The following is a 23388-nucleotide window of genomic DNA, read 5'->3' on the forward strand; positions in this document are numbered from 1 at the left end:
CGAGACGCGTCGTCTCCGCGGCGCGACACCCTGCCTACGCGATGTGCCCGGCCTTCTCCATCTGCCGCAGTTCGCGCTTGAGCTCCGAGACCTCGTCGCGGAGGCGACCGGCCAGCTCGAACTTCAGCTCGGCCGCCGCCTCGAGCATCTGGCTGTTCAGGTCGGCGATGATCGACTCGAGGTCGTTCGCTCCCTGGGCCGCGATGCCCTCACGGCGCAGGTTCGGCGTGGGGCTCTTCTTGCCGCGTCCGGCGCGCTCCTTCAGCAGGTCGGCGGTGTCGGCGCCCTCACGGGCCAGCGCCTCGGTGATGTCGGCGATCTTCTTGCGCAACGGCTGCGGGTCGATGCCGTGCAGCGTGTTGTAGGCCACCTGCTTCTCGCGCCGGCGGTCGGTCTCGTCGATGGCGAGCCGCATCGAGTCGGTCATCTTGTCGGCGTAGAGGTGCACCTCGCCGGAGACGTTGCGGGCCGCGCGGCCGATGGTCTGGATGAGCGAGGTCGACGAGCGCAGGAACCCCTCCTTGTCGGCGTCGAGGATCGCCACGAGCGACACCTCGGGCAGGTCGAGGCCCTCGCGCAACAGGTTGATGCCGATGAGCACGTCGTAGACGCCCTGCCGGAGCTCGGTCAGGAGCTCGACCCGTCGGAGCGTGTCGACATCCGAGTGCAGGTAGCGCACCCGCACCCCCGCCTCGGTGAGGAAGTCGGTGAGCTCCTCGGCCATCTTCTTCGTGAGGGTGGTGACGAGCACCCGCTCGTCGCGCCCCGCGCGGATGCGGATCTCCTCGAGCAGGTCATCGATCTGCCCCTTCGACGGCTTCACGATGAGCGTCGGGTCGATCAGCCCGGTGGGGCGGATGATCTGCTCCACCACGCCGTCGGCGATGCCCATCTCGTACCGGCCGGGCGTCGCGGAGAGGTAGACGGTCTGGCCGACGCGCTCCTTGAACTCGTTCCACTTCAGCGGACGGTTGTCGAGCGCGCTCGGCAGCCGGAAGCCGTGGTCGACCAGCGTGCGCTTGCGCGAGGAGTCGCCCTCGTACATCGCCCCGATCTGCGGCACCGTGACGTGCGACTCGTCGATGACGACGAGGAAGTCGTCGGGGAAGTAGTCGATCAGGCAGTGCGGCGCCTCGCCCGGGTTGCGGCCGTCGATGTGCCTCGAGTAGTTCTCGATACCCGAGCAGAAGCCGATCTGCTGCATCATCTCGAGGTCGAAGGTCGTGCGCATCCGGAGCCTCTGGGCTTCGAGCAGCTTGCCCTCGCGCTCGAGCTGGGCCAGCCGGTCGTGCAGCTCGGTCTGGATGGTCTCGATGGCGCGGTGCATCACGTTCGTGTCGGCCACGTAGTGGGAGCCGGGGAAGACCGAGACGCTCTCGAGCTTCTGCACGATGTCGCCGGTGAGCGGGTGCAGGCTGTAGAGGCCCTCGATCTCGTCGCCGAACATCTCGATGCGGATGGCCAGTTCTTCGTACATCGGGATGATCTCGATGGTGTCGCCCCGCACGCGGAAGTTGCCGCGCGAGAAGTCGACGTCGTTGCGCTGGTACTGCATCGACACGAAGCGGCGGATCAGGTGGTCGCGGTCGATGCGCTGCCCGACCTGGAGCGCCATCATGGCGTTCAGGTACTGCTCCGGCTTGCCGAGGCCGTAGATGCACGACACGGTCGAGACCACCACGACGTCGCGGCGGGACAGCAGCGAGTTGGTGGTGGAGTGGCGCAGGCGCTCGACCTCGGCGTTGACCGAGCTGTCCTTCTCGATGAAGGTGTCGGTCTGGGGCACGTAGGCCTCGGGCTGGTAGTAGTCGTAGTACGAGACGAAGTACTCGACGGCGTTGTTGGGCATCAGCTCGCGGAACTCGTTCGCCAGCTGCGCCGCCAGGGTCTTGTTGTGCGCGAGCACCAGCGTCGGGCGCTGCACCTGCTCGATCAGCCAGGCGGTCGTCGCCGACTTGCCGGTACCGGTGGCGCCGAGCAGCACGATGTCGGTCTCACCCGCGTTGATGCGGCCAGCGAGCTCGGCGATGGCGGCGGGCTGGTCTCCACTCGGCGTGTATTCAGAGATGACTTCAAAGGGGTGCACGGAGCGAGTGGGTTCCATGCGTTAAGTTTAGGGAGAGCCACCGACATCAGCGTCGGTGCTCGCTCAGAGCGTCATGCCGAGCGTTACCTCACCACCACCACCACGAGGCAGACATCACCATGCGAATCGGAATCCTCACCAGCGGCGGCGACTGCCCCGGCCTGAACGCCGTCATCCGCGGCGCCGTGCTCAAGGGCACGGAGATCAACGACCAGGAGTTCGTCGGCTTCAAGGACGGCTGGCGCGGCGTCGTCGCGGGCGACATCCGCCCCCTCGAGCGCAGCGACGTGCGCGGCATCGCCAAGCAGGGCGGCACCATCCTCGGCACCTCCCGCACCAACCCCTTCGAGGGCAACGGCGGGCCCGAGCGCATCCAGGAGACCCTCGACCGTCTCGGCATCGACGCGATCATCGCCATCGGCGGCGAGGGCACCCTCGCGGCGGCCAAGCGGCTGACGGATGCGGGGCTGAAGATCGTGGGTGTGCCGAAGACCGTCGACAACGACCTCGACGCGACCGACTACACCTTCGGCTTCGACACCGCGGTCGAGATCGCCACCGAGGCGATGGACCGGCTGCGCACCACGGGCGACTCGCACAGCCGCTGCATGGTCGCCGAGGTGATGGGCCGGCACGTCGGCTGGATCGCGCTGCACTCCGGCATGGCCGCCGGCGCCCACGCAATCCTCATCCCCGAGCAGAAGACGAGCCTGGAGCAGGTCGCCGCATGGGTGCGCAGCGCCGCCGATCGCGGCCGCGCGCCGCTCGTGGTCGTCGCCGAGGGCTTCACTCCCGACCACGCCGACGACGCCCACTCCGAGCGCGGCCTCGACGCCTTCGGTCGCCCGCGGCTCGGCGGCATCGGCGAGCGTCTCGCCCCGATGATCGAGGAGATCACCGGCATCGAGACCCGGGCCACCACCCTCGGCCACATCCAGCGCGGCGGAGTGCCGACGGCCTACGACCGGGTGCTCGCCACCCGCCTCGGCATGGCCGCGAGCGACATCGTGCAGGACGGCTCGTGGGGCCGAATGGTGGCCCTCCGCGGCACCGAGATCGAGACGGTCGGCTTCGAGGAGGCGCTCGGCAAGCTCAAGACGGTGCCGCAGCACCGCTACGACGAAGCGGCGATGCTCTTCGGCTGATCCCCGATCAGCTCGCGCTGCTCGCGCACGCATGCGGGCCGTCGACCCTTCAATGCGGTCGGCGGTCCGCATCCGTGCGGCTAGCCCCGCACCGCCTCGAACCCGACGGCATCGCCCGGCCTCAGCTGTGCCGCGACGTCCACGGCGTCCGGCGTGAGCACCGCGATCACCGGGTAGCCGCCCGTCACCGGGTGGTCGCGCAGGAACACCACCGGCTCTCCGCTCGGCGGCAGCTGCACCGCGCCGACGACCATGCCCTCGCTGGGCAGAGTGAGTGCGTGGCCCCCTGATCCGGGGGCCGATTGCGGGCCGACGAGCCGCACGCCGACCCGGTTCGACGCGGGCGACACGGTCCACTCTGTGGCGAGCAGGCGCGGCCAGCCGGCGGCGCCCACGAGGTCGGCGCGCGGCCCCGGCGTCACCGCGAGCATCCGCCCCGGTCGCCATCCGATCGCCGACGGCAGCAGCGTCGCCTCGGGCCACTCCCCCGCGGAATCGCCCACCGGCAGCACGTCGCCCGCCCGCAGCGGAGCCGGACCGAGCCCGCTCAGCACGTCGCTCGACCGGCTGCCGAGCGTCGGCGGCACGGCGAACCCGCCGCGTACGGCGAGCATCGTGCGGAGGCCGACCGACGGCGTCCCGACCCGCACGAGGTCGCCGTCGCCGATGGTGAACGAACAGCCCACCGGATGCTCGACCGCCGCCCTCCCGCCGGTCCGCTCCACCACGACCGACCCCGTCGCCCCCGTCACGGCAACGAGCAGCGCGCCCCGGGCGCGCAGCGCGATCCCGCCGAGCACGGACTCGAGCACCGCCTCCCCCGCCGCGTTCCCGACCAGCCGGTTGGCGGCCCGGTACGCACCCTGGTCGGCGGCACCCGACCCGGTCACGCCGAGGTGGGCGAAGCCGGGCCGGCCCGCATCCTGCACCACTGCCAGCGGGCCGGTCGCCAGCACCTCGACCGCGTGCTCAACCGGCATCGACGAACCTCACGTCGGTGCCCGGGGCGATCAGGGCCGGGTCGTCGCGTCGGGCGTCCCAGAGCAGCGCGTCGGTGCGCCCGATCAGGTGCCAGCCGCCGGGCGACTCCCGCGGGTACACGCCGCAGTACCCCGCCGCCAGCGCGACCGATCCCGGCGGCACCGCCGGCCGGGGCGTCGCCCGGCGCGGCAGCGTCAGCCGCCCGTCGTCGTCGCCCGTCAGGTAGGCGAAGCCGGGCGCGAAGCCGATGAACGCCGCGGTCCAACGGGTGGTGGTGTGCAGCGCGATCAGTTCGCCGACGGTTAGCCCGAGTGCGCGCGCGACGTCGTCGAGATCGGATCCGTCGTAGGTCACCGGGATCTCCACCCGTTGCTGCGCGCGCCCGGCGCCCGGGGTCTCGGGGGCGGCCGCCGCCTCCTGCAGCCAGCGCCGCACGCGGGCGGCGTCGGTGAGTGCGGGGTCGAAGGTGACGAGCACCGTGCGTTCGGCCGGCACCACGTCGATCACCCCGTCGAGCGCGGGCGGCGCCGACGGTTGCGCCCTCAGTCGGGAGTAGAGGGCGAGGGCGGAACGGGCATCCGGAACCTCGGCCAGCAGCGCCGACCCGCCCACCGCGCGCAGGACCAGGGCACCCGGCGGCACCGTCATCGCACCGCGAAGGGCGCGACCGTGAGCCCCGAGGCTTCCAGCGCGTCGCGCACCGTTCGGGCGATGCGCACGGCGCCCGGGGTGTCGCCGTGCACGCAGATCGTCTCGGCCGAGAGGGGCAGCTCGGTGCCGTCGACGGCGGTGATGACGCCCTCGGCGGCCAGGCGGCGCATCCGCTCGCCGATCTCGTCGGGATCGTGCAGCACCGCCCCGGGCTCGGTGCGCGGAACCAGGGTGCCGTCGGGCCGATAGCCGCGATCGGCGAAGGCCTCGGGCACGAATCGCAGGCCCTCCGCCTCGGCGAGCCGGCCGATCTCGGAGTCGGGCAGGCCGACGATGGGCAGCGACGCGTCGACCGCCAGCACCGCCTCGACCACGGCCGCGGCCTGCAGCTCGTCGTGCACGACGCGGTTGTAGAGGGCGCCGTGCGGCTTGAGGTACGCGACGCGGGTTCCGGATGCGGTGGCCAGCCCCTGCAGGGCCCCCAGCTGATAGATCACGTCGGCCATCAGGTCGGCGGGCGGCAGGTCGAGGTCGCGGCGGCCGAAGCCGCGGAGGTCGGGGTACGAGACCTGCGCGCCGATGCTCACCCGGTGCGCGGCGGCCTGGCGCACCGTGGCGAGCAGGCCGGACGGGTCGCCGGCGTGGAAGCCGCACGCGACGTTCGCACTGGTGACGAGCTCGAGCATGGAGCGGTCGTCGCCGAGGGTCCAGGCGCCGTACGACTCGCCGAGGTCGGCGTTGAGGTCGATGGAGGTCATGGTGGGGTCGTCATCACCCAGCGGATGCTCGCGCGGCGGCGTCGCGCACCCGCGACCATGCGGCGTCTGTCTGCTGCACCGTCTCGTCGAGAGTGCCACCCGTGTCGATAATGATGTCGGCGAGGGCGCGGCGCTCCTCGTCGCTGGCCTGCGACGCCACCCTCCGCTCGGCCTCGTCGGCGGCCATCCCGCGCAGCTCGATGAGGCGCTGCACCCGCACCTCGGCCGGAGCCTCGACCACCACCACGAAGCGGAACAGCCCGTCGCGGCGCCCGCCCGACTCGGCCAGCAGCGGCACGTCGTAGACGACGATCGCGTCAGGGTCGGCCTGCGCGGTCTCGGCCAGGCGCTCCTTCAGCAGCGCGGCGACGGCCGGATGGGTGATGCCGTTCAGGTCGAGCCGCGCCTCCTCGTCGGCGAAGACGATGGCACCGAGCGCCGGACGGTCGAGCCGACCGTCACCGTCGATGACCCCGGGGCCGAAGCGCTCGGCGATCGCGGCGAGACCGGGGGTGCCCGGCTCGACGGCCTCCCGGGCGAGCCGGTCGGCGTCGATCACGACGGCCCCGTGCTCGGCGAAGCGGCGGGCGACGGTGGATTTGCCGGCGGCGATGCCTCCGGTGAGTGCGATCACGAACACGCTGCCCATGCTAGCGGGCGACCCGGACGCCGGCCGGGAAACGGCGGATGGCCGCCCCTCGAGAGGGACGGCCATCCGGTACTGCTGGTGTGACTAGTTGTTCGAGCTGAGCTTCTCGCGCAGTGCGGCGAGGGTCTCGTCGTCGGCGAGGGTGCCCGCGCCGGTCGACTCGCTCGAGAACGAGTTCGAGCCCGAGGGGATGTCGCTGTTGAGCGCCTCGGCGGCCGACGTCGCGACCTGCTTCTTGTGGGCCTCCCAGCGGGCCTGCGCCTCGGCGTAGTCCTGCTCCCACTTCTCGCGCTGGGCCTCGAAGCCCTCTTTCCACTCGTTGGTCTCCGGGTCGAAGCCCTCGGGGTACTTGTAGTTCCCCTGGTCGTCGTACTCGGTGAGCATGCCGTAGAGCGCCGGGTCGAACTCGGTGCCCTCGGGGTCGACGCCCTCGTTCGCCTGCTTCAGCGAGAGGCTGATGCGGCGACGCTCGAGGTCGATGTCGATGACCTTGACGAAGACCTCGTCGCCGACCGACACGACCTGCTCGGCGAGCTCGACGTGCTTGCCGGAGAGCTCGGAGATGTGCACCAGGCCCTCGATGCCCTCGGCGACGCGGACGAACGCACCGAACGGCACCAGCTTGGTGACCTTTCCGGGCGCGACCTGGCCGATGGCGTGGGTACGGGCGAACACCTGCCACGGGTCTTCCTGCGTCGCCTTGAGCGACAGGGAGACGCGCTCGCGGTCGAGGTCGACCTCGAGGATCTCGACGGTGACCTCCTGGCCCACCTCGACGACCTCGGAGGCGTGCTCGATGTGCTTCCAGGAGAGCTCGGAGACGTGGACCAGACCGTCGACGCCGCCCAGGTCGACGAACGCACCGAAGTTGACGATCGACGAGACGACGCCCTTGCGGACCTGCCCCTTCTGGAGGTTGTTGAGGAAGGTGGTGCGGCTCTCGGACTGCGTCTGCTCGAGCAGGGCGCGGCGCGACAGCACGACGTTGTTGCGGTTCTTGTCGAGCTCGAGGATCTTCGCCTCGATCTCCTGGCCCAGGTACGGGGTCAGGTCGCGAACGCGGCGGAGCTCGATCAGCGAGGCGGGGAGGAAGCCGCGGAGGCCGATGTCGACGATCAGACCGCCCTTGACGACCTCGATGACCGAACCGGTCACCACGCCGTCGGCGTCCTTGATCTTCTCGACGTCGCCCCATGCGCGCTCGTACTGGGCGCGCTTCTTCGACAGGATGAGGCGGCCTTCCTTGTCCTCCTTCTGGAGGACGAGGGCCTCGACCAGGTCACCGACCTGAACGACCTCGGTCGGGTCGACATCGTGCTTGATCGAGAGTTCACGCGAAGGGATGACGCCCTCCGTCTTGTAACCGACGTCGAGGAGGACCTCGTCGCGGTCGATCTTCACGACGGTGCCCTCGATGAGGTCTCCGTCGTTGAAGAATTTCAGAGTCTTTTCGACCGCGGCGAGGAAGTCTTCAGCAGATCCGATGTCATTGATGGCGACCTGCTTGGTTGCCTTTTCGGTCGTTGCGATTGTCATGTAGTGGTTGCTCCGTTGTGGACATGATTCAGGCCGGTCGCGCGGGATCTCATTCGAAGTCCAGGTTTTCCGCGACTGGCAGGCGGATAGAAGTCACAGAAGTGACGCTCTAGTCTAGCTATTCAGCTCACTGTCCTGCAACGCCTTCGGAGCACCGGGTATTCCGATGCCGGAGCCGGCCAGCGCGCTCGCCAGCTCGCTGCGGCCGCGCACCCCGAGCTTGCGGTAGACCCGCAGCAGGTGCGTCTCGACCGTGCGGACGGACAGCACGAGCGTCTCGGCGATCTCCCGATTCGACCGGCCCTCGGCAGCCATGCGCGCGATCTCCTGCTCCCTCCCTGACAGGGGGTTCCTGGAGTGATGGGGCATGAGCGGCGGGCGGAACCCACCGCAGGCCGCGATCTGCTCTTCGCACAGGCGGGCCGACGCCGACGCACGCCGGTCGTCGCCGCCTGCGGCGTGCAGCGCCGAGGCATGGGAGTAGGACTCGGCGGCGTAGGTGTGTAGACCGAGACGGGAAGCGGCCTGGCCGACGGCGTCGAACTCCCCCGCGAGCCCACCCGCGCCGCCCAGGTCGCCGTCCAGGTTCTCCAGGGCGGCGAGGGCTCTCGAGTGCTTCACGGTGACGGCGATGCAGGCGCCCTCCACCTGGGGCGAGAGCTCCTCGATCTGGGCCAGCACGCTCGTCGCGTTTCCCGCGCGGGCCGATTCGGTCAGCGCGATGATGCGTGCCTGCGGGAGTCCGTGCGCCTCGTGCGACTCCGCGGCACGGACGAAACTGGCGGCCGCCTGGTCGACGGAACCCTGGCAGGCCTGGACGACCCCGAGTCCTTGAAGCGCCCAGCCCTCCATGTACGGCACGCCCACCGAGCGGGGCAGGACGGACTCGATCTGCTCGACGGCGGCGTCGATGTCGCCCACCGCGGCCGAGGCCATCGCCCAGGCGATCCGCGCGAGCAGGGCTGACTCCACGACCCCGGCCGCCTCGAGATACTCTGTGGCCCGTGCCAGGACCGGCAGGGCCAGCGCAGCCTTGCCGGCGACGACCTGTGTCGCGCCCCAGAGCTCGTCGGCCAGGCCCTGCTGCACGGATTGTCCGGCTGCGGCGGCTTCGTCGTGCAGGGCGCGGAACAGGACGATCGATTCGGGTATCGGCCGGTCGTAGACATCGGCGATGGCGCGGCCGAACCGCATCCTGAAGGTGTCGGCGTTGATTCCGTCGAGCAGCTTCTCGCCCTCGTCGATGAGCTCCAGGGCCCGTGACCGTTCACCTCGGAGGGTCGCCACGGAGGCGGCGACCGCCAGCTGCTCGCTGCGGAGCAGCGCGGCTCTGCTGTCCCCTGACAGGGAATCCGATGCACCGTCTCCGAGCTCGATGACGTTCAGACGGAGGACGGCGGACAGATCGAGGACGGGCGCGGGTGCCGACGTGCCCGACGCCGACCCCCACCGGGGCAGCGACGCATCAGACCTCGAGCGGACGGCCTCGATGAGCTCGTCGACCCCTCGCATCCGGTCGGGGTCACCGGTCACGTCTCCTCGTATCGCAGCCAGTCGACTCAGTGCCGAATCCCAGCGACCCAGTTGCGCCTCGGCTGCGGCCAGGACGAGGGAGGCGTCGACGTCACCATCTCGTTCAATGGCCGCGAGGGCCAGCTGCGCCGCCAGCTGTGGCCGCGCCGATCTCAATGCGAGCTCACCCGACCGCGTGAGGGCGGCCGGATCGACATCCCGTCCGAGCCAGAGCGACAGCCGGGCCAGGGCGATGGGCTCCCCCGCGCTCAGTGCGGTCGTGTCCTGAAGCGCGCCCCCGGACTCGCCTACGGCCGTGCTCCCCGCCGACAGGAGATCGACGATCGCCGCCGACAGACGGCGCCGGCGCAAGCGGCCGATCATCGCGGGCAGCAGGAGCTCGATCACCGGATCGTGCACGCGAAGCCGGATGGTCCCCCTGCTGTCGATCGTGTCGATGATCCCGAAGCCGTCGAGCGCTTCGAAGGCCTGTCCGGCCTCCTCCTTGTCACCGGGATGTCCTCCCTCGAGCGTCGTCATGACGCGTTCGAGGCGGGAGAGCGAGAGTTCGGGTGCCAGGGAGATCAGGTCGAGCAGGGTCTCCACCGCGGGAGTCACCGGAACGCTGGTGCCGATTCTGCTGTGGATCAGCCTCCGGACCTCGGGTGACGGCAGCAGATCGCCGTTCAGCCGCCAGACCCCGTCCCGAGAGGTCAGCGCACCATTCGTCCGTGACTCCCGGACGACGTCGTGGAGCACGACCAGATCTCCGCCCGGTCGACGCGGCACCAGGGCGGGAACCGCGTCGGGGTCGAGCCGCCCGCCGAGGAACTCCTCGACGATCTCCAGCGTCGCGCTGCCTTCCAGCGGTGTCAGGTCGATCCGGTCGACCAAGCCTTCCCGCCACAGCCGTTCGAGGGGCTCGCGCAGCAGGCGCCCCCGTACAGCGGTGAGGACGGGCAGCACCGACCCCTCCCCGATGGACCTCACGAGCCGTTCCAGCTGGACGTCGTCGACGCGATCCAGGTCGTCCCCGATCCACAGGCGGAGGCGGGTCGGCTCGTCGACCTGCTCGACCAGCCTCCGCAGGAAGAAGGATCGCCCCGAACCCGGCGATCCGAAGATCATCACGCCGCGACCGCCGATCAGGCTGCTCCGAGCCGCCTCAAGCTGGCTCTCCCGCTCGCGATCGTGTGTCATCGCGCCCCCAGGAATCGATGTCGTGCGCCGACTGCCGGCATGTCACCGGAGCTGTTGGTCCGGGCCATCATTGTGGCGTACTGCGCCGGACTCCACCAGATGAATGGCGCCGGATCAGTGGCGAAGCCAGTAGTGTCGGCCGCCTGTCGGGCGGTACGGGTCCCGCCTCACGGAGGTGCAGATCACCTCCCGGAGGTTCAGACCACGTCCCGGACGTGCAGATCAACGGTGGTCAGTACCCCGGCGGGTCGCGCGGCGCTCGGCGACGATCGCGGCGAGGGCCGCGTCGTGGTCGCGGTAGCGGAAGGGGTAGCCCGCCGCCTCGAGGCGCTCGGGCAGCACCCAGCGGCTCTTCAGCACCAGCTCGGTCTCGGTGCGGATGGCGATCGAGCCGAGCTCGAGCATCCACCGCCAGGTGGGGATGCCGACGCGTGCGCCGACCGCCCGGCGCACCGAGGCCATGAAGGTGCGGTTGTCGGTGGGGTTCGGCGACGAGACGTTGACGACGCCGTCGATCGAGGGGGTCTCGTCGACGAAGTGCACGACGCCCACGACGTCGTCGAGGTGCACCCAGCTGAAGCGCTGCCGGCCGCACCGGGAGTTCGGGCGGTAGCGGTGGTAGGTGCCCGCGGCGACCCCGGCGCGCGTCGCGGGCCAGTGCCCGTCGAACTGCGGGCCGCCGAGGCCGACGCGCGCGAGCATCATGATGGGCGCCAGCGCACTGCCGTCGCCGAGCACGATCGCCGTGCGCAGCGCGACCCGGCGCGTCAAGGGCAGCTCGCCGCGGAAGAACTCGGCCTCCCAGCTCGTGGCGACGTTCACCGAGAAGCCCTCGCCGATCTCGCCCGTCGACTCGGTCATCGGCCGGTCGTCGGCGTGGCGGTAGATGGTCGCGGTTGACGAGTTGATCCACAGGCGGGGCGGATGCGCGGCGGCGGCCACGGCCTCGTGCAGCGCCCGCGTGGTGTCGAGCCGCGAGCGGAAGATCTCGGCGCGGTTCGCCGCGTCGTACCGGCAGTTCACGCTCTTGCCGGCCATGTTGATCAGGAGGTCGGCGCCGTCGACGGCGGCGGCGATCGCCGCGGGATCACCCCAGCGCGCACCCGGCCCCCGACGACCGATGAGCAGCACCTCGGCACCCTCGTCTCGGAACGACTGCGCGAGGGCGGTGCCGATGAAGCCGGATGCTCCGGCGAGCACGACCCGCCGTGTCGGCGTGGCCTCCGGCGACGTCATTCGGTGCCGCCCGGGTGGTTACCCTGGGGCGTCGAGGCCCCGTCGGACGAGGACGGGCGTGCGGCTGCGGGATCGGCGGCGGCGCTCGACCCGGCGCTTCCCGCCGCATCCGCCCGCACCCGTGCCCGCAGCGGCTCGGGCCGGATCTCGTACTGGAACGTGCCCGTGTACTCGTACACCCGCCCCACGACCGGCGCCTCGACCACGGCGGTCACGCGCTGCGCACCCTCCCCCGCGTTCGCGGCGTCGTCGAAGCGCTCGACCACGGTGACCCGCGGCGACAGCGCCGCCGGCAGCCGCACGAAGTGCCGCCCGACCCGCAGCTCGAGCGCGGTCGACGTGAGGTGCAGCTCGCCCCGCACGACCCGGGTCGCGAGCCGCACCCGGAAGCGCCGGTCGAGGCCGAGATGGTCGACCAGTCCGTCGGCGCCCGGGTTCTCGGCGGTGATCGCGTCGACCATGGCCTGCGCGCCGCTGAGGAAGTGGAAGCGGCGCACCGCGACGACACCCGTGCGCCCGTCGCGGTCGACGAGCGGGGCGTTGACGATGCTGAAGGGCACGTTGTGCTCCCAGGCGGGGAACAGGATGCCCTGCGGGGCCAGCATCCTGAGCACCGGCCAGAGCCAGCGCCTCGGGGTGCCGATCTGCTCGAACACCCCGCTGCCGTAGCCGCGGAAGCCGGGCTTTATGCCCCCGACGTAGCGGCGCACCACCGGATGCAGGTCGTCGAGGGCCGAGCCGGAGGTCAGCTCGTAGGGGGAACGCGCGCGGGCCGCCACGATCAGCCGAGGAGCGCGGTGCGCAGGGTGTCGAGGCCGACGCCGCCGAGGTCGAGGGCGCGGCGGTGGAACTCCTTCGAGGAGAAGGCCTCCTTCTCGCGGGCACGGAGGGTGTCGCGCACCTCCTCCCAGATGCGCTGGCCCACCTTGTAGGAGGGGGCCTGGCCGGGCCAGCCGAGGTAGCGGTTCACCTCGAAGCGGATGAAGGCGTCGTCCATGTTCACGTTCTGGCGCATGAACTCCAGGGCGTACCCGGCATCCCAGACGCCCTGCCCGTCGAGGCGCGGCTTCTGCAGGTGCACGCCGATGTCGAGCACGACGCGGGCCGCCCGCATGCGCTGCCCGTCGAGCATGCCGAGGCGGTCGGCCGGGTCGTCGAGGTAGCCGAGCTCCTCCATCAGCCGCTCGGCGTAGAGCGCCCAGCCCTCGGCGTGGCCGCTCGTGCCGGCGAGCTGGCGGCGCCAGGTGTTGAGCTTCGCGCGGTTGACGACGGCCTGGCCGATCTGCAGGTGATGGCCGGGCACGCCCTCGTGGTAGACGGTGGTGAGCTCGCGCCAGGTGTCGAACTCGGTGACGCCCTCGGGCACCGACCACCACATGCGGCCGGGGCGCGAGAAGTCGTCGGTGGGGCCGGTGTAGTAGATGCCGCCCTCGTGGGTGGGTGCGATCATGCACTCGATCGCCCGCACCTCCTCGGGGATGTCGAAGTGGGTCGCGCCGAGCTCGGCCACGGCGCGGTCGCTGGTCTCCTGCATCCAGACCCGCAGCGCCTCGGTGCCGTGGAGCTTGCGGGAAGGGTCTTCGTCGAGGAAGGCGATGGCCTCGAGAACGGACGCCCCCGGCTTGATCTCCTCGGCGATCGCATCCTGCTCGCGCACCATGCGCCCGAGCTCCTCGATGCCCCACTCGTAGGTCTCGTCGAGGTCGATCGTGGCGCCCAGGAAGCGGCGGGACTGGAGGGCGTAGAGCTCGCGGCCCACCGCATCCTGCTCACCGGCGACCGGCGCCAGCTCGTTCTCGAGGAACTGGGCGAGCTTCGTGTAGGCCTCGGACGCGGTCTCGGCGGCGCGCCCGAGGTCGCGGTGCAGAGCCTCGCCCACGCGGGCGGTGGCCTCGGCGCTCGTGGCGAAGGTGGTGAAGAAGCTGTCGGGGCCCGAGTTGGTGCGGGCCTGGGCGAGCACCTCGAGCACCTGCCGGCGAGCGGGCACGACGCCCTGGCGCATGCCCTCGCGCAGGGTGACGATGTAGCCGTTCACCGCCTCCTTGACGGCCGAGAGGCGCTTCGAGACGACCGCCCAGTCGTCTTCGGTCTCGGTGGGCATGAGGTCGAAGACCTCGCGGATGTGCTGGCTGGGCGAGTCGATCACGTTCAGGTCGCGCAGGTGCAGACCGGCCTCGCTGCTCGCCAGGCTGAGCCGCAGCTCGTTCGACAGGTCGGTCTTGGTGACCTCGTCGACCTCGTCGGCCGGGGTGGCGCCGTCGAGCTCGGCGAGCACGGACGTGACGGCGGCGACATAGCGCTCGTGCCCGGCGGGCGAGAGATCGCCGAAGCGGTCGTTCGCCTCGGTGCGGCCGATGTAGGTGCCGAGCACCGGCTCGAGCTCCACCACGGTGTCGACCCAGCGCTCGGCGATGCGGTCGATGTCGGTTGCGGGACGTACTGTCGAACTGCTCATGCAACGACCCTAGGGCACCCCACCGACACCGGCGCTGAGGGTTCTTCACAGGCTCCAGGATGCTCTTCACAGCCTCTTCGGCCCGATTGACTTCTTCGAACATATGTTCGAACATGGGGCCATGACCGATGCCGCACTCGACGTCTCCTCCCCCGCTTCGGCGGGCGAGGAGATCCGGGCGCTGCAGTCGCGCATCAGCCAGATGCAGGCCACCAAGCTCGACACGAGGGCGGTGCGCACCCATCCGGCGATCGCGCCGCTACTGCCCGGCGGTTCGCTGCGCGCCGGTGCCGCCTACTCGGTCGAGGGCTCGACCGCGCTCGTCATGGCGCTGATGGCGGGGCCCTCGGCCGACGGCGTCTGGTGCGGTGTGGTGGGCATGCCCGACTTCGGGGTCGAGGCGGCGGCGCGGTTCGGGGTCGACCTGGAGCGGCTGGCGCTGGTGCCGCATCCGGGAGACGAGTGGCTCACCGTCACCGCGGCCATGGCCGACGTGGTCGGGGTCGTCGTCACGCAGGCGCCCGGCCGCGTGCCCGACGCCGCCATGGCGCGGCTGCAGGCGCGCATCCGGCAGCGGGAGGCCACGCTGATCGTGCTCGGCGACTGGCCGCAGAGCGAGGCGACGCTGCGCATCACCGAGAGCTCGTGGACGGGCATCGGCTCGGGGCACGGCTACCTGGCGGGGCGGCAGGTGATGGTGTCGGTCACGGCCCGCACCGGCAACGGGCGGCCGCGGCGGGGGCGGCTGTGGCTGCCCGACGGCGACGAGCTGTTCCGGCCCGTGATGGAGCTGCCGGGGATGGCGGCTGTGCCGCCTGGCGCGGGCGTTCCGTCCGTTGCGGCTGTTCCGGCCGTCTCTGCTTTTCCGGCCGGCTCTGCTGTTCCGACCCCTGCGTCCGGCACTTCCTCGCCCCTCTGGCTGCTCCGCGAGGTGAACGGGTGAGCGCGGGAGCGGCCGCCGGGGCCGTGCGCACGATGGTGCTGTGGTGCCCCGACTGGCCGGTGGCGGCGACGGCCGAGGTCGAGGGGCTGACGCTCGACGACCCGATCGCGGTGATCGAGAAGGGGCTGGTGTACGCCTGCTCCGAGGGGGCGCGGGCCGACGGGGTGCGCCGCGGACTGCGGCTGCGGGAGGCGCAGGCGCGGAGCCCCCGGCTGCGTGACTTCCCCTACGACCCGGTGCACGTCAACCGTGCCTTCGAGCCGCTGATCAGCGCCCTCGAGGAGATGAGCCCGAACGTGCAGGTCATGCGCGCCGGCAGCTGTGCCCTGCGCGCCCGCGGCCCGAAGCGGTTCTACGGCAGCGAGCACGCGGCGGCCCTCGCCTTCCTCGAGCGCTTCGCCGAGCTCGGGGTCACGGAGGCCAGGGTCGGCGTGGCCGACGGGCTGTTCGCGGCCGAGCAGGCGGCCCGGCTGCCGGGGGTCGACCTCATCCGCATCGTGCCCGAGGGCGCCTCCCCCGAGTTCCTGGCCCGCCTGCCGCTGCAGCTGCTGGCCGAGGAGGAACTCTGCGCCCTGCTCTGGCGCCTCGGCATCCGCACGCTGGGCGACTTCGCGCGGCTGCCGGCCGAAGACGTGCGGTCCCGTTTCGGCGAGCCGGGGGCGCGGGCGCACGAGCGGGCGAGCGGCACCGACCCGCGGCGGGTGATCCCGCGCGTCCCGCCCGAGGTTCGGGAGAGCGTCAACGCCTTCGAGCCGCCGCTCGAGCGCATCGACCAGATCACCTTCAGCATCCGGGCCGAGGCCGACCGCTTCGTCGGCGACCTCGCCGCCGCGCGCCTGGTCTGCACCGAGCTGCGCATCGAGATCGCCACCGAGCGGGGCGAGGTGCGGGAGCGCACCTGGCTGCATCCGCGCTGGTTCGGCGCGAGCGACGTGGTCGACCGGGTGCGCTGGCAGCTGCAGGGCGGCAGCACGATCGAGAGCACGCTCTCGGCCCCCGTCGTGCGGGTGCGGCTCACCGCCGAGACGGTCGACGACAGCGCGCGCCACGAGACCGGACTGTGGGGCACGGGCTCCGAGGAGCGCATCCACCACGGCCTCTCCCGCGTGCAGAGCATCGTCGGCCACGAGGGGGTGCTCACCGCCTCCATCGGCGGCGGTCGTTCCCCGCGCGAGCGGCAGCTGCTCGTCCCGTGGGGCGACCGCCCGGCGACTCCAGCCGCCCCTGGACGTACCGCGCCCACCATGCCCCGCACCGCGCCCGCGGCGGTGGCGGCACCCAGCACCCGCCTGGCACTGGCCGGAGCCGAGGCCATGATCGGATTCCCCGCGCCCGGCACCACCGGCACCGCTGGTTCCACCGGCGCGACGGGCAGGTCTGCTTCGGTCAGGCCGGCGTCGGCCGGCGGGCGGCGGCGGGGGCCGAAGAGCTCGGCGGGAGCCGAGGTGGCGCCCTGGCCGGGCAGCCTCCCCCCGCCGCTGCCCACCACGGTGTTCGAGCACCGCCGCCAGGTGCTGCTCGTGACGGGCCGGAACGAGCTGGTCGACGTCGACGACTCCGGTGAGCTCGTCGGGGTGCCCGCCCGCTTCTCCCCGGACGTCTCCGGCCGGTCGCTCCGGCCGGTGCAGGCCTGGGCCGGGCCGTGGCCGGTGTCCGAGCGCTGGTGGGACAGCCGCAAGGCCCGCCGCGTCGACCGCCTCCAGCTGGTCGATGCCGACGGCGTCGCCTGGCTCCTCGCCCTCGACCGCCACCTCTGGTGGGCGGAGGCCCGCTATGACTGATCGCATCCCCATCCGCCGGGCACCGGCCCGCCACGTCAACCCGCCCGCCCGCCGGGCACCGGCCTGCCGCTTCAGCCCGCCCGCCCGCCGGGCTCGAGCGAGGGGGTGCTGATGGGCTTCAACAATCCCGCGATCCCGTGGTCGGAGCTCGAGCGCACGCTGTCCGACCGCACGCGACCCGGGCCACCGCCCGGCGACGGGGTGACCGAGTCGGCCAAGCGGGCACCGTACGATCCCGAGGCCGCCGAGAGCGCCCAGCCGAAGGAGCCCGTCGAGCCGGCGGTGCCCTACGCCGAGCTCCACGCGCACTCCAACTTCAGCTTCCTCGATGGAGCGTCCTCCCCCGAGACCCTGATCGAGGAGGCGGCCCGCCTGCGCCTGAACGCCCTCGCCCTCACCGATCACGACGGCTTCTACGGCATCGTCCGCTTCGCCGAGGCCGCCGAGAAGCACGACGTCGCCACGGTCTTCGGCGCCGAGCTCTCGCTCGACCTCAGCAAGCCGCAGAACGGCGTCGCCGACCCCGAGGGCTCCCACCTGCTCGTGCTCGCCCGCCGGAAGGAGGGCTACCACCGCCTCGCCGGCGCCATCACCTCCGCCCAGCTCGCCCCGCAGGCCGAGAAGGGCCGCCCCCTCTACGACCTCGACGAGCTCGCCGCCCAGGCCCACGGCGACTGGATGGTGCTCACCGGCTGCCGCAAGGGCCCCGTGCGCCAGGCGCTCGAGTTCGAGGGGGCCGACGGCGCCGCCCGCGAGGTCGACCGCCTCGTCGCCCTGTTCGGGCGCGAGAACGTGCTGGTCGAGCTCACCGACCGCGGAGATCCGCTCGACAGCACCCGCAACGACGCCCTGGCCGCCATCGCCGAGCAGCAGGGCCTCGGCACGGTCGCCACCGGCAACGTGCACTACGCCACCACGAAGCAGCACCGCCTCTCCCAGGCGCTGGCCGCGGTGCGCGCCCGCCGCAGTCTCGACGAGCTCGACGGCTGGCTGCCCGCCGCCCCCACGGCGCACCTGCGCTCCGGCGCCGAGATGGCCCGGCGCTTCGCCCGCTACCCCGGCGCCGTCGAGCGCACCGTCGAGGTCGCGGCCGACCTGTCCTTCCAACTGCGCATGGCGAAGCCGCGGCTCCCCCGGCAGAAGGTGCCCGAGGGGCACACCCCCATGTCATGGCTGCGGCAGCTCGTGCTCGACGCGATCCCGCGCAAGTACCCCGATGCGAGCGACGACGACCTCGCGCGCATCGACCGCGAGCTCGCGGTGATCGAGATGAAGGACTTCCCGGGCTACTTCCTCATCGTCTACGACATCGTGCGCGAGGCCCGCAGCCGCGGCATCCTCTGTCAGGGCCGCGGCTCGGCCGCGAACTCCGCCGTCTGCTACCTGCTCGACATCACCGCGGTCGACGCGATCGCCCGCGAGCTGCCCTTCGAGCGCTTCCTGTCGAGCATGCGCGACGAGGAGCCCGACATCGACGTCGACTTCGACTCGGAGCGGCGCGAGGAGGTCATCCAGTACGTCTACGAGAAGTACGGCCGCCGCAACGCCGCCCAGGTGGCGAACGTCATCCAGTACCGCCCCAAGTTCGCGGTGCGCGACATGGCGAAGGCGCTCGGTCACAGCCCCGGTCAGCAGGATGCCTGGTCCAAGCAGATCGAGCGCTGGGGCCCGGCGGTCGAGAGCGACGACCACGACATCCCCGACGAGGTGATCGCACTCGCCACCGAGGTGCTGAAGTTCCCGCGGCACCTCGGCATCCACTCCGGCGGCATGGTGCTCACCGACCGCCCGGTCGGCGAGGTCTGCCCGATCGAGAACGGCCGCATGGAGAACCGCACGGTGCTCCAGTGGGACAAGGACGACTGCGCCTGGATGGGCCTCGTGAAGTTCGACCTGCTCGGCCTCGGCATGCTCTCGGCGCTGCAGTACTGCTTCGATCTCGTGAACGAGTCCACCGGCCGGCTCTGGAACCTCGACAGCCTCCCCAAGGAGGAGGAGGCGGTCTACGACATGCTCTGCCGCGCCGACTCGATCGGCGTCTTCCAGGTCGAGAGCCGGGCGCAGATGGGCACGCTCCCCCGCCTGCAGCCGCGCGCCTTCTACGACCTGGTGGTCGAGATCGCGCTGATCCGTCCCGGGCCGATCCAGGGCGGGGCCGTGCATCCGTACATCAGGCGCAAGCTCGGGCAGGAGCCGGTGACCTACCTGCACCCGAAGCTCAAGCCGGTGCTCGAGCGCACGCTCGGGGTGCCGCTGTTCCAGGAGCAGTTGATGCAGATGGCCATGGCCGTCGGCGACTGCTCCGCAGAGGACGCCGATCTGCTCCGCCGGGCGATGGGCTCCAAGCGCGGCCTCGAGAAGATCTCGAGCCTGCGCGAGAAGCTCTACGAGGGCATGGCGAACAACGGCATCAATGCCGCCGACTCCGACGTGATCTACACGAAGATCGAGGCGTTCGCGAACTTCGGCTTCGCCGAGAGCCACTCCACGAGCTTCGCCCTGCTGGTCTACGCGAGCTCCTGGATCAAGCTGCACTACCCCGCCGCGTTCCTCGCCGGGCTGCTGCGCGCGCAGCCGATGGGCTTCTACTCACCCCAGACCCTCACGGCGGATGCGCGGCGGCACGGTGTCGAGGTGCGACGCCCCGACATCCAGCGCTCGGGCGTGCAGGCCGGGCTCGAACCGGTGCTGCTCTCGGCCGAGCCCGGGGCCGTGGTCGCCGAGACCGGGCTCGACGAGTGCCTCGGCCGACCGCATCCGGTGCCCAAGGTGTTCGACCGCTCGAAGCCCGACCGCACGGCGGAGCACCGCCGCGACGGGAACGTGGCGGTGCGGCTGGGACTCGACGAGGTGACCTCGATCGGCACCACGCTGGCCGAGAAGATCGTGGCGGAGCGCGACGAGAACGGGCTCTACCTGAGCATGGCCGATCTGGCGCGGCGGGTCGGGCTGACCACTCCGCAGCTGGAGGCGCTCGCCACCGCCGGCGCGTTCGAGAGCCTCGGGCTGACCAAGCGGGAGGCGCTGTGGGAGGCGGGCAACGCCGCGCAGGAGAAGGCGGAGTACCTGCCGGGCACCTTCGTGTCGGTGCAGCCTCCGCTCTTGCCGATGCTCTCGGCCGAGGAGCAGGTGGTCTACGACCTGTGGGCGACGGGCATCTCGCCCGACGACCATCCGCTGGCGCACGCGCGGGCCGAGCTGCGGCGGCGCGGGGCGCTCTCGGTGGCAGACCTGGCGACGGCGGAGAACGGGCGGCGCATCGAGGTGGGCGGGGTGGTGACGCACCGGCAGCGTCCGGCGACGGCGAGCGGCATCACGTTCATGAACATCGAGGACGAGACGGGCATCCTGAACGTGATCTGCGGGGTCGGCGTGTGGAAGCGCTACCGGCGCATCGCGCGCGACTCGCCGGCGCTCGTGGTGCGCGGCATCCTGGAGCGCACCGACGAGGGCATCACGAACCTCGTGGCCGACCAGCTCGAGCCCCTCACCCTGGCGGCCAAGACCTCCTCCCGCGACTTCCGCTGACCCCGCACACCCCGCGACCCCGCGCCCACCTGCTGCAGTTCGCGAGTGGTCACTTTTGGCCGCAAAACACTGTGTTTCGCGTCAAAAGTGACCACTCGCGAAGGAGCGAGGTGGGGAGCACGCGCAGCGGGGCGAGCTAGTGCGCCGCCTCGTTCCAGTTCTCGCCGCGGCCGATCTGCACCTCGAGGGGCACCGAGAGGGTGGCCGCCGTCGACATGCGGGCCGTGACGAGGGCCGCCAGGGCATCCCACTCCCCCGGCGCGACGTCGAAGACCAGTTCGTCGTGCACCTGGAGCAGCAGCTTCGAGGTGAGGCCCTGGGCGGCGAGGTCGGCGGCGATGTCGATCATCGCGATCTTGATGATGTCGGCCGCGGTCCCCTGGATGGGGGCGTTCAGGGCGGCGCGCTCGTCGTTGTCGCGCAGCACGCGGTTGGCGCTGTTCAGGTTCGCGAAGGGGCGGCGGCGGCCGAAGATGGTCTCGGTGTAGCCGTCCACCTTGGCCTGCACGACGACGTTGCGGAGGTAGTCGCGCACGCCGCCGAAGCGCTCGAAGTAGTCGGTCATGAGCTGCTTCGCCTCGGCGGTCTCGATGCGCAGCTGCTTCGACAGGCCGAACGCCGAGAGGCCGTAGGCGAGGCCGTACGACATGGCCTTCACCTTGGTGCGCATGTTCGGCGTGACGTCGGCGGGGTCGACCGAGAAGATGCGCGAGCCGACGAAGCGGTGCAGGTCTTCGCCCGAGTGGAAGGCGTCGATCAGGCCCTGGTCGCCCGAGAGGTGCGCCATGATGCGCATCTCGATCTGCGAGTAGTCGGCGGTGAGCAGGCACTCGTAGCCCTCCCCGACGCGGAAGGCGTGGCGGATGCGCCGGCCCTCCTCGGTGCGGACGGGGATGTTCTGCAGGTTCGGGTCGGTCGAGGAGATGCGCCCGGTGGACGATCCGGTCTGCACGTAGGTGGTGTGCACCCGCCCGTCGCCGGCGATCGCCTTGTCGACGCTCTCGATGATCTGCCGCAGCTTCGTGGCGTCGCGGTGCGCGAGGAGGAGCCCCAGGAACGGATGCGGGTTGGAGGCCTGGAGATCGGCGAGTGCCCCCGCATCCGTCGAGTAGCCCGTCTTGGTGGCACGCGTCTTCGGCATGTCGAGCTGGTCGAAGAGCACCTCCTGGATCTGCTTCGGCGAGCCGAGGTTGACCTCGCGCCCGATGATGCCGAAGGCCTCGGTGGCGATCGCGGTGGCCGAGGCGCCCAGCTCGTCGGAGAGGGCGGTGAGCTCGGGGTGGCTGACGGTGACGCCCGTGAGCTCCATCTCGGCGAGCACCATCAGGGTCGGCAGTTCGATCTCGGTGAGCACGCGCAGTGTGCGCTCGTCGAGCTGGGCGGTGAGGGCACGGGCGACCCGCAGTGCGTACCAGGCCTCGCCGGCCGGGCCGACGACCGTGTCGTCCTCGGGCACCAGCTGGTTGGGGTCGGATTTCGGCAGGATCTCGAGCAGGTGCCGGTCGACGAGCTTCTCGAGCGAGCGGTCGGCGCTGGAGTCGGGCTTCAGCAGCCAGGCCGCGATGACCGGGTCGAACGCCAGCCCCGAGACGGCGAGCCCGGCGGTGCGGAGCGCCTTGATCTGGCGCTTGGCGTCGAAGAAGGTCTTCGGGGCGTCGCTCGCGAGCCAGGCCTCGAAGGGAGCGTAGTCGCGGCTGCCCTGCGTCCACGGCAGGAAGATCGTCTCGTGCAGCGTGGCGAGGCCGACGGCCACCGGGTAGCCGTCGATGGTCTCGACCTGCACCGAGACCGCCTTGGTGATGTCGGCTGGGGCTTCGGCGGCCGTGGCGGTGTGCCGCGCGAGCCAGCCCGCGAGCTCCTCGTCGAGCAGGGTCACCGGCACCGGGGCGTTCTCGGCCTTCGCGGCGGCCTCGGCGGCTGCGGCCTGGCCGACCTCGGAGTCACCCGCGATGCCCTCGAGCTTCAGCACCCGGTCGAGCAGCGTGCGGAACTCCAGGCGCGCGAACACGTCGCGCACCTGCTGCTCGTCGGCGGGGGCGCGCAGCAGGTCGGCGGGGCCGACCGGGAGCTCCACGTTGGTGAGCAGGCGGTTCAGCTTGCGGTTGCGCACCACGTTGTCGACGTGCTCGCGCAGGTTGTTGCCGACGACGCCCGGGATCTCGTCGCGGTGCTCGAGGATGGCGTCGAGCGTGCCGAACTGGTTCAGCCACTTCACCGCGGTCTTCTCGCCGACCTTCGGCACACCGGGCAGGTTGTCGCTCGTCTCGCCGACGAGGGCCGCGATGTCGGGGTACTGCTCGGGGCGGATGCCGTAGCGCTCCCGCACCTTCGCCTCGTCGTAGCGGGTGAGGTCGGAGACGCCCTGCCGCGAGGGGTAGAGCAGCGTGACCTTGTCGTTGACGAGCTGGATCGCATCCCGGTCGCCCGAGACGACGTAGACCTTGAAGCCCTCTTCGACGCCCTGGCGCGCGAGGGTGGCCAGGATGTCGTCGGCCTCGAAGTCTTCTTTCTCGATGGTGGTGATGCCCAGGGCGTGCAGGCACTCCTGCAGCAGCGGCACCTGCCCGATGAACTCCGACGGCGTCTCGCCGCGGGTGCCCTTGTAGTCGGGGTACTCGCGGGTGCGGAAGGAGTGGCGCGAGATGTCGAACGCCACCGCGAGGTGGGTGGGCTTCTCGGCCTTGAGGAGGTTGATGAGCATCGCCAGGAAGCCGTGAATGGCATTGGTGTGCTGCCCGTCACGGGTCTGGAAGCTGTCGACCGGAAGGGCATAGAACGCCCGGAACGCGAGCGAATGACCGTCGATGACGAGGAGGGTAGGCTGTTCTTTGTCCGGCACGAGGCAAGCCTACACAGGGCCTCCGACAGTCATTCGAGACAGGATTCCACACCGATGACGCAGCCAGAATCCGACACCCGCAGCGAGC

General features: G+C 71.2%; 15 protein-coding genes. 4 read left to right on the top strand and 11 right to left on the bottom strand.

From position 1 onward, the window contains the following. Window positions 1-34 precede the first annotated feature (34 nt). Window positions 35-2104 carry an excinuclease ABC subunit UvrB gene (gene uvrB / locus HQQ85_RS02930; protein ID WP_173181000.1) on the bottom strand — a complete coding sequence of 690 codons (2070 nt, stop codon included), beginning with the start codon at window positions 2102-2104 and terminating at the stop codon, window positions 35-37. A 101-nt stretch (window positions 2105-2205) separates the two neighbouring features. Between uvrB and HQQ85_RS02935 the strand changes: the two genes are divergently transcribed. Then, on the top strand, window positions 2206-3231 hold the full coding sequence (locus tag HQQ85_RS02935) for a 6-phosphofructokinase (RefSeq protein ID WP_173181001.1): 1026 nt from the start codon (window positions 2206-2208) through the stop codon (window positions 3229-3231). An 80-nt stretch (window positions 3232-3311) separates the two neighbouring features. Here HQQ85_RS02935 and HQQ85_RS02940 read toward each other — a convergent pair whose 3' ends face one another. The 9 genes from HQQ85_RS02940 to HQQ85_RS02980 all read right to left on the bottom strand — a co-directional run bounded on the left by HQQ85_RS02940 (window position 3312) and on the right by HQQ85_RS02980 (window position 14209). Beyond that, window positions 3312-4211: a biotin-dependent carboxyltransferase family protein gene (locus HQQ85_RS02940; protein WP_173181002.1), complete on the bottom strand. Its 900-nt coding sequence runs from the start codon at window positions 4209-4211 to the stop codon at window positions 3312-3314. Next, complete coding sequence (locus tag HQQ85_RS02945) at window positions 4201-4860, bottom strand: allophanate hydrolase subunit 1 (protein ID WP_173181003.1); 660 nt, start codon at window positions 4858-4860, stop codon at window positions 4201-4203. The genes HQQ85_RS02940 and HQQ85_RS02945 overlap by 11 nt, the downstream gene beginning before the upstream one ends. Continuing rightward, complete coding sequence (locus HQQ85_RS02950) at window positions 4857-5621, bottom strand: LamB/YcsF family protein (protein ID WP_173181004.1); 765 nt, start codon at window positions 5619-5621, stop codon at window positions 4857-4859. The genes HQQ85_RS02945 and HQQ85_RS02950 overlap by 4 nt, the downstream gene beginning before the upstream one ends. A gap of 13 nt (window positions 5622-5634) precedes the next feature. Further along, window positions 5635-6261, bottom strand: a complete 627-nt coding sequence (gene coaE, locus HQQ85_RS02955; protein ID WP_173181005.1) for a dephospho-CoA kinase — start codon at window positions 6259-6261, stop codon at window positions 5635-5637. Between the two features lie 93 nt (window positions 6262-6354). Continuing rightward, entirely contained in the window at window positions 6355-7806 is a 1452-nt protein-coding gene (gene rpsA, locus HQQ85_RS02960) for a 30S ribosomal protein S1 (RefSeq protein WP_173181006.1), read from the bottom strand. A 114-nt stretch (window positions 7807-7920) separates the two neighbouring features. After that, window positions 7921-10518 carry a LuxR family transcriptional regulator gene (locus tag HQQ85_RS02965; protein ID WP_173181007.1) on the bottom strand — a complete coding sequence of 866 codons (2598 nt, stop codon included), beginning with the start codon at window positions 10516-10518 and terminating at the stop codon, window positions 7921-7923. A gap of 222 nt (window positions 10519-10740) precedes the next feature. Beyond that, on the bottom strand, window positions 10741-11754 hold the full coding sequence (locus HQQ85_RS02970; protein WP_173181008.1) for an epimerase: 1014 nt from the start codon (window positions 11752-11754) through the stop codon (window positions 10741-10743). Beyond that, complete coding sequence (locus tag HQQ85_RS02975) at window positions 11751-12533, bottom strand: DUF4166 domain-containing protein (RefSeq protein ID WP_173181009.1); 783 nt, start codon at window positions 12531-12533, stop codon at window positions 11751-11753. Before HQQ85_RS02975 ends, HQQ85_RS02970 begins: the two co-directional genes overlap by 4 nt. 2 nt (window positions 12534-12535) lie before the next feature. Then, window positions 12536-14209, bottom strand: coding sequence for a DUF885 domain-containing protein (locus HQQ85_RS02980; RefSeq protein ID WP_173181010.1), 1674 nt, complete (start codon window positions 14207-14209; stop codon window positions 12536-12538). Between the two features lie 121 nt (window positions 14210-14330). Between HQQ85_RS02980 and HQQ85_RS02985 the strand changes: the two genes are divergently transcribed. From HQQ85_RS02985 to HQQ85_RS02995, 3 genes are all read left to right on the top strand, one after another. Continuing rightward, window positions 14331-15152, top strand: a complete 822-nt coding sequence (locus HQQ85_RS02985; protein WP_254069095.1) for a hypothetical protein — start codon at window positions 14331-14333, stop codon at window positions 15150-15152. Further along, window positions 15149-16933 (top strand): DNA polymerase Y family protein, encoded by a 1785-nt coding sequence (locus HQQ85_RS02990; RefSeq protein WP_173181012.1) that lies wholly within the window; start codon window positions 15149-15151, stop codon window positions 16931-16933. The genes HQQ85_RS02985 and HQQ85_RS02990 overlap by 4 nt, the downstream gene beginning before the upstream one ends. Before the next feature lie 111 nt (window positions 16934-17044). Beyond that, window positions 17045-20461, top strand: coding sequence for an error-prone DNA polymerase (locus HQQ85_RS02995; RefSeq protein WP_173181013.1), 3417 nt, complete (start codon window positions 17045-17047; stop codon window positions 20459-20461). 136 nt (window positions 20462-20597) lie between these two features. On the opposite strand, the gene polA is transcribed toward HQQ85_RS02995, so the two are convergent. After that, window positions 20598-23300 (bottom strand): DNA polymerase I, encoded by a 2703-nt coding sequence (gene polA / locus HQQ85_RS03000; protein ID WP_173181014.1) that lies wholly within the window; start codon window positions 23298-23300, stop codon window positions 20598-20600. Window positions 23301-23388: the final 88 nt, after the last annotated feature.

The sequence above is a fragment of the Herbiconiux sp. VKM Ac-2851 genome, from assembly GCF_013205105.1.
GTDB classification, from domain to species: Bacteria; Actinomycetota; Actinomycetes; order Actinomycetales; family Microbacteriaceae; genus Herbiconiux; species Herbiconiux flava.

Excerpts from the sequence above, each read along its gene's own strand:
- HQQ85_RS02935 (WP_173181001.1), top strand. The coding sequence starts at position 2,206 with ATGCGAATCGGAATCCTCACCAGCGGCGGCGACTGCCCCGGCCTGAAC.
- rpsA (WP_173181006.1), bottom strand. The coding sequence starts at position 7,806 with ATGACAATCGCAACGACCGAAAAGGCAACCAAGCAGGTCGCCATCAAT.
- HQQ85_RS02965 (WP_173181007.1), bottom strand. The coding sequence starts at position 10,518 with ATGACACACGATCGCGAGCGGGAGAGCCAGCTTGAGGCGGCTCGGAGC.
- HQQ85_RS02985 (WP_254069095.1), top strand. The coding sequence starts at position 14,331 with ATGACCGATGCCGCACTCGACGTCTCCTCCCCCGCTTCGGCGGGCGAG.
- HQQ85_RS02940 (WP_173181002.1), bottom strand. The coding sequence starts at position 4,211 with ATGCCGGTTGAGCACGCGGTCGAGGTGCTGGCGACCGGCCCGCTGGCA.
- uvrB (WP_173181000.1), bottom strand. The coding sequence starts at position 2,104 with ATGGAACCCACTCGCTCCGTGCACCCCTTTGAAGTCATCTCTGAATAC.
- HQQ85_RS02995 (WP_173181013.1), top strand. The coding sequence starts at position 17,045 with ATGGGCTTCAACAATCCCGCGATCCCGTGGTCGGAGCTCGAGCGCACG.
- HQQ85_RS02980 (WP_173181010.1), bottom strand. The coding sequence starts at position 14,209 with ATGAGCAGTTCGACAGTACGTCCCGCAACCGACATCGACCGCATCGCC.
- HQQ85_RS02945 (WP_173181003.1), bottom strand. The coding sequence starts at position 4,860 with ATGACGGTGCCGCCGGGTGCCCTGGTCCTGCGCGCGGTGGGCGGGTCG.
- HQQ85_RS02950 (WP_173181004.1), bottom strand. The coding sequence starts at position 5,621 with ATGACCTCCATCGACCTCAACGCCGACCTCGGCGAGTCGTACGGCGCC.
- HQQ85_RS02970 (WP_173181008.1), bottom strand. The coding sequence starts at position 11,754 with ATGACGTCGCCGGAGGCCACGCCGACACGGCGGGTCGTGCTCGCCGGA.